This window comes from Piscinibacter sp. (assembly GCF_050175855.1).
GTDB lineage: Bacteria > Pseudomonadota > Gammaproteobacteria > Burkholderiales > Burkholderiaceae_C > Piscinibacter.
The window spans coordinates 1-6444 of record NZ_JBFXIO010000304.1; the positions used below are offsets into that span (position 1 = coordinate 1).

Here is a 6444-nt window from a genome sequence, read left to right on the forward strand (position 1 = left end):
GAGACATCGAGCGCGCTGACCGCCTCGTCGAGCACCAGCACTTCCAGGTCGAGCGTCAGGCAGCGCGCGATGGCGATGCGCTGGCGCTGGCCGCCGGAGAACTCGTGCGGGTACTTGTTCAGCGCCGTGTCGTCGAGGCCCACCTTGGCCAGCAGCGCGCTGGCGCGGGCCTGGCGGTCGGCGTCGCTCGTGCCCACGCCGTGGATGGCCATCGGCTCGGTCAGCGTCTGCGCCACCGTGAAGCGCGGGTTCAGCGACGCGTAGGGGTTCTGAAACACGACCTGGATGCGCCGGCGCACCGGCAGCATCTCCTGGCGCGACAGGGCCAGCAGGTCGCGGCCGTCGAACATCGCCTGGCCGCCCACCGGGCCGCCGGCCGCCTCGTGCAGGCGCAGCAGCGTCAGGCCCAGCGTGGTCTTGCCCGAGCCCGACTCGCCGACGATGCCGAGCGTGTGGCCGCGCCGCAGCGTGAAGCTGGCGCCCTTCACGGCCCGGAACTCGCGGCGGCCGAACACGCCCTGGCGGATCCAGAAGCTCTTGGTGATGCCGGTGGCCTCGATCACCACCGGGGCCTGCGGGTCCTTCGGCTTCGCCACCCGTTCGGCGGCCCGGCCGTTGCCGGCGATGTGGTCGTCGATCACCATCAGCCGCGCGCTGCGCTGCTCCAGCGTCGGCCGGCAGGCCAGCAGCGCCTTCGTGTACGGATCCTGCGGGTTCGCGAAGATGTCGGCCGCCGCGCCCTGTTCGCGCACCGTGCCCTGGCGCATCACCACCACCCGGTCGGCGATCTCGCCCACCAGCCCGAGGTCGTGGCTGATGAACAGCATGCTCATGCGGTGCTTGTCCTTCAGTTTCGCGAGCAGCTCGATGATCTGGCGCTGGATGGTCACGTCCAGCGCGGTGGTCGGTTCGTCGGCGATCAGCAGCTTGGGCTCGCACGACAGCGCCATCGCGATCATCACGCGCTGCTGCTGGCCGCCCGACAGCTCGTGCGGATGCGCTGCGAGGCGCCGCTTCGGCTCGGGCAGGCCGACCTCGGCGAGCAGCGCCTCGGCCTTCTCCATCGCCTGCCGGCGGTTCATGCCGAGGTGGCGCTCCATCGGCTCGCACAACTGGTGGCCGATGGTGAACACCGGGTTCAGCGAGGTCATCGGGTCCTGGAACACGCAGGCGATGTCCTTGCCGCGCATCGCCTGCAGCTCGGTCAGCGAAGCGGCGAGCAGGTCGCGGCCCTGGAAGGCGATCGCACCCTGCCGCTCGGCGTTCTCCGGCAGCAGGTTGAGGATGGACATCGCCGTTACGCTCTTGCCCGAGCCCGACTCGCCCACCAGCGCCACGGTGGTGTTCTCCGGCACCTCGAAGCTCACGCCCTGGCTGCCGCGGCCCACCGCCTCGGCGTAGCTCACCTTGTGGCCGCGGCCCATGCGGAAGCGCACGCGAAGGTCTTGAATGGTGAGAAGCATCACTCGGCTCCGCGCAGCTTGGGATCGAGCGCGTCGCGCAGCGCATCGGTCATCAGCGAGAAGGCGGTGACGAACACCGCCATGAAGGCCGTCGCCGCGACCAACTGCCACCAGTGGCCGAGGATCAGCTCGCTCTGCGCCTCGGCCAGCATGGTGCCCCAGCTGACCTGGTCGACGCTCACGCCCAGGCCCAGGTACGACAGGATCACCTCGGCCTTGATGAAGCCGACCACGAGGATGGACAGCTGCACCAGGATCACGTGGCTGACGTTGGGCAGGATGTGCCGGAAGATGCGCGAGGCGGCGCTGGCGCCGATCGCCTCGGCGGCGCGCACGTACTCGCGCACCGAGTGCTTGAGGAACTCGGCGCGCACCAGCCGGTAGATGCCGGTCCAGCCGGTCAGGCCGAGGATCAGCACCACCGACTGCACCCCGCGCCCGGCCACTGCCGCGAAGGCGAAGATCAGCAGGATGCCGGGGATGGAGGTGAAGACGTTGTAGAGCCACTCGAGGAAGTCGCCGACGCGGCCGCCGAAGAATCCGGCCAGCGCACCGAGCACCGTGCCGATCAGCGTGGCGACGATCGCCGCGGCCACGCCGACGAATACCGAGATCTCCGCGCCCTTGATGGCCTTGGCGAGCACGTCGCGGCCGAGGCGGTCGCCGCCGAAGGGCAGGGTCTCGCGCTTGACGGTCTCGGTGGTCTGGTACTTCTTGGCCAGCTCCGCCCACTCGGCATACTTCGGCGCCAGCGGGTCGACTGCCGAGATGTCGACGTTCGGGCCGCTGGGCACGGGGATGGCGGTGGAGGCTTCTTTCTTCGCCGGGCCCATGAAGGTGGGCGGCGCATTGGGCACCCCGATCTCGCGCTGCCAGTCGGCGGCGACCAGGTTCAGCGCCGCGGCGATCATCAGCAAGGCGAAGCCGGCCACGATCACCATCGAGACCATGCCGACCCGGTCGCCCTTGAAACGGCGCCAGGCCGCGGCCCACACGCCTTCGGAGCGGCTCGCGGCCGCGTTCATCGTCAGCACCGCGCTCATTTCAGCACCACCCGCGGGTCGACCAGCTTGTAGAGCACGTCGGTGAGGAGGTTGACGACCATCGTGATGACGGCCAGGTACACGGTCACCGCCTGGATGACGGGATAGTCGCTGCGGTTGACCGCCAGCAGCACCTCGCGACCGAGGCCCGGGATCGAGAAGAACACCTCGATCAGGAAGGAGCCGACGAAGATGCCTGGCAGCGACACCGCCACGTTGGTCAGGATGGGGATCATCGCGTTGCGCATCACGTGGGTGAGCAGGATGCGCGGCTCGGTCAGGCCCTTGGCGCGGGCGGTGCGCACGTAGTCCTGGCCGATCTCGTCGAGAAAGAAGGTGCGGTACAGCCGGGTCTGCGGCGCCAGGCCGACCATCACCGCCAGCAGCACCGGCAGCGGCGTGTAGACCAGCAGGTTGGTGCCCAGGCTGTCCGTCCAGCCCTGCACCGGGAACCAGCCGAGCTGGAAGGCGAAGAAGTACTGGCCGACGATCACGTAGACAAGGAAGGAGATCGACAGCGCCACCGTGGTGGCCACCATGATCGAGCGGTCGGTCAGCGAGCCGCGCACGTAGGCCACCAGCAGCGCGATGGGAATGGCCAGCAGCGTGTCGAGGATCAGGATGGGCACCATCACCGTCAGCGTGGCCGGCAGGCGGGTGGCGAACAGGTTGGCCACCGATTCGTTGGTGGCCCAGCTGCGCCCCCAGTCGAAGGTGACGATCTGCTTGAGGAAGATGCCCAGCTGCACCCACCACGGCTCGTTCAGGCCGAGCTGCTGGCGGATGGCGTCGATCTGTTCGGGCGAGGCGGACAGGCCGCCGAGGATCTCGGCGGGATCGCCGCCGAAGGCCTTGAAGAGGAAGAACACCAGCAGCACCACCCCGAACAGCGTCGGGATCATCTGCCACAGGCGTCGGATCAGGTAAGCGGCCATGGGCCAGGGATCTCCTTGTGGGAAACGCAGGCGCGAGTCTAGGGCGGCGCCAAAGGCCCCTCGCCCCGGTGTTTGCCCTCGTGACCCCGGACGCAACTCGCGTGCCATCCGCCGATAGACTTCGCGCGATCCGAATCCAGGAGTTCCAGCGATGTCCATCCGCGGCCTCACCCAGGCCCTGATCCTCGCGCTCGCCTGCGGCAGCGCGCTGGCCCAGAAGGCCGGCGCGAACGAGCCGCAGCGGGTGCTGCGCTACGCCTTCCCGATCGCCGAGACCGGCTTCGACCCGGTGCAGATCTCCGACCTGTACTCGCGCACCGTGGCCGCCGGCATCTTCGACGCGCCGCTGGCCTTCGACTTCCTCGCGCGGCCGTTCCGCATGAAGCCGAATACGCTGGTCGCGATGCCGGAGATCAGCGAAGACTTCCGCACCTTCACCTTCCGCATCAAGCCGGGCATCTACTTCGCCGACGACCCGGCCTTCAAGGGCCAGCGCCGCGAGCTGGTCGCCGAGGACTATGTCTATACCCTCAAGCGCCACTACGACCCGAAGTGGAACAGTCCCAACCTCTACCGCCTTGAGGCGGCGAGGATCATCGGCCTGTCGGCGCTGCGCCGCCAGGTACTGCAGGACAAGAAGCCCTTCCCCTACGACCAGCCGGTGGAGGGACTGCGCGCGCTGGACCGCTACACGCTGCAGGTGAAGCTGGTCGATCCGTCGCCGCGCTTCCACCAGGAGGTGATGACCGACCACTCCAGCTTCGGCGCGATGGCGCGCGAGGTGGTCGAGGCCTATGGCGACAAGATCATGGAGCACCCGGTGGGCACCGGTGCGTTCCGGCTGGCCGAATGGCGGCGCAGCTCGCGCATCGTGCTGGAGCGCAACCCGGGCTACCGCGAGCACCTCTACGACGAGCAGGCGCCCGACGACGACCCGCGCTCGCAGGCCATCGCCGCGCAGCTCAAGGGCCGGCGCATGCCGATGCTCGACCGCGTCGAGATCGTGATCATCGAGGAGTCGCAGCCGCGCTGGCTGTCCTTCCTCAACGGCCAGACCGACCTGATGGAGCGGCTGCCCAACGAGTTCGCGCCGGTGGCGATCCCGAACGACAAGCTGGCGCCCAACCTGGCCAAGCTCGGCATCACGATGGACCGCGCACCGCTGGTGGACATCACGCTGGCGGCGCTGTTCAACCAGGACAACCCGGTGATCGGCGGCTACTCGCCGGAGAAGGTGGCGCTGCGCCGCGCCATCGCGCTGGCCTACGACAGCGACCAGGAGATCCGCCTGGTGCGCAAGGCGCAGGCCATTCCGGCGCAGACGGCGATCGCGCCGCTGACCTTCGGCTACAACCCGTCGATCAAGACCACCATGAGCGACCACGACCCGGCGCGGGCGCGGGCGCTGCTCGACCTGTACGGCTACCTCGACCGCGATGGTGACGGCTGGCGGGAGCAGCCGGACGGTTCACCGCTGGTGCTGGAGTACTCCACCCAGCCCGACCAGGCCAGCCGCCAGCTCGCCGAGCTGTGGCAGAAGAACATGAAGTCGGTGGGCCTGAAGATCGAATTCAAGGTGGCCAAGTGGCCGGAGAACCTGAAGGCCTCGCGCGCCGGCAAGCTGATGATGTGGGGGGTGGGCTGGTCGGCCACCACACCGGATGGCGACACCTTCCTGGCGCTGGCCTACGGCCCGAACAAGGGCGGCGCCAACCACTCGCGCTTCAACCTGCCGGCCTTCAACACGCTGTACGAGAAGCAGAAGGCGCTGCCCGACGGCCCGGAGCGCCAGCAGGTGATGGAGGAGGCGAGCAAGCTGATGGTCGCCTACGTGCCCTACAAGCTCAGCAGCCACCGCATCGCCACCGACCTGATGCAGCCGTGGGTGATCGGCTTCCGCCGTAATCCCTTCGTGCGCGAGTTCTACAAGTACGTCGACGTCGACCCGGCCATCCGCGCCAGGAAGGCGAAATGAAGGCGCTGCGCGGTCTCGCCGCGGCGCTCACGGCCGGCTGCCTGGCGCTGGCCGCGCAGGCGCAAGGCCCGGCGGCCGCACCGGCGCAGAAGGTGTTCCGCTATTCGTTCCCCGCCGCCGAGACCGGCTTCGACCCGGCGCGCATCAACGACCTGTATTCGCGCATCGTCACGGCGCACATCTTCGACGGCCTGTACCAGTTCGACCCGCTGGCGCGGCCCTTCCTCGTGCGGCCGAACGTGGCCGACGGCATGCCGCAGCACTCGGACGACTACCGCACCTGGACCGTCCGGCTCAAGCCCGGCATCCACTTCGCCGACGACCCGGTCTTCCAGGGGAAGAAGCGCGAGCTGGTGGCGCAGGACATCGTCTACTCCTACAAGCGCATCTTCGATCCGGAGACCAAGAGCCCGGTGTATTCGGGCCTGGCCGAGCAGGGCATGCTCGGCGTGGACGAGCTGCGCCAGGAGGCGCTGAAGGAGAAGAAGCCGTTCGACTACGACAAGGAAGTCGAGGGCCTGCGCGCGCTGGACCGCTACACCGTGCAGTTCAAGCTGAAGGAGCCGCGCCCGCGTTTCATCTACACGCTGGCCGCCGGCGACCTGTTCGGCGCGGTGGCGCGCGAGGTGATCGAAGCCTATGCCGGCAGGACGATGGAGCACCCGGTGGGCACCGGGCCGTTCCGCCTGGCGCAGTGGCGGCGCAGCTCGCAGATCATCCTCGAGCGCAACCCGAACTTCCGTGAAGTCACGTACGACGCCCAACCTGCGGCCGACGACGCCGAGGGCCAGGGCATCCTCGCGAAGCTCAAGGGCCGGCGCCTGCCGATGCTCGACCGGGTCGAGATCAGCATCATCGAGGTGCCGCAGCCTCGATGGCTCGCCTTCCTCAACGAGCAGTTCGACCTGCTGGCCGTGCCGGCGGAGTTCGTCACGATGGCCGCGCCCAACGGCCAGCTCGCGCCGAACCTGGCCAAGCGCGGCGTCGGGCTGCACCGCATCGTGAACGTCGATCGCACCCTCTTCTAC

The 6444-nt window shown here is 68.7% G+C and carries 5 protein-coding genes; 2 read left to right on the plus strand and 3 right to left on the minus strand.

The window, feature by feature from the left end; genetic code table 11:
- From AB7U92_RS19545 to AB7U92_RS19555, 3 genes are all read right to left on the minus strand, one after another.
- Nucleotides 1–1463, minus strand: a 1463-nt coding sequence (locus AB7U92_RS19545) for a dipeptide ABC transporter ATP-binding protein (RefSeq protein ID WP_428580817.1), incomplete at its 3' end; no start/stop codon positions are given.
- On the minus strand, nt 1463–2506 hold the full coding sequence (locus AB7U92_RS19550; RefSeq protein ID WP_428580820.1) for an ABC transporter permease: 1044 nt from the start codon (nt 2504–2506) through the stop codon (nt 1463–1465). The genes AB7U92_RS19550 and AB7U92_RS19545, both read right to left, overlap by 1 nt.
- Complete coding sequence (locus AB7U92_RS19555) at nt 2503–3441, minus strand: ABC transporter permease (RefSeq protein WP_428580823.1); 939 nt, start codon at nt 3439–3441, stop codon at nt 2503–2505. The genes AB7U92_RS19550 and AB7U92_RS19555 overlap by 4 nt, the downstream gene beginning before the upstream one ends.
- A 151-nt stretch (nt 3442–3592) precedes the next feature.
- On the opposite strand from AB7U92_RS19555, the gene AB7U92_RS19560 reads away from it, so the two are divergent.
- Together AB7U92_RS19560 and AB7U92_RS19565 are read left to right on the plus strand one after the other, a co-directional pair.
- Nucleotides 3593–5416 carry an ABC transporter substrate-binding protein gene (locus tag AB7U92_RS19560; protein WP_428580826.1) on the plus strand — a complete coding sequence of 608 codons (1824 nt, stop codon included), beginning with the start codon at nt 3593–3595 and terminating at the stop codon, nt 5414–5416.
- The coding region (locus AB7U92_RS19565; protein ID WP_428580829.1) for an ABC transporter substrate-binding protein at nt 5413–6444 on the plus strand (1032 nt) is incomplete at its 3' end. The genes AB7U92_RS19560 and AB7U92_RS19565, both read left to right, overlap by 4 nt.

Coding starts and splice junctions, on each gene's coding strand:
- AB7U92_RS19560 (WP_428580826.1), top strand. CDS start 3,593: ATGTCCATCCGCGGCCTCACCCAGGCCCTGATCCTCGCGCTCGCCTGC.
- AB7U92_RS19555 (WP_428580823.1), bottom strand. CDS start 3,441: ATGGCCGCTTACCTGATCCGACGCCTGTGGCAGATGATCCCGACGCTG.
- AB7U92_RS19550 (WP_428580820.1), bottom strand. CDS start 2,506: ATGAGCGCGGTGCTGACGATGAACGCGGCCGCGAGCCGCTCCGAAGGC.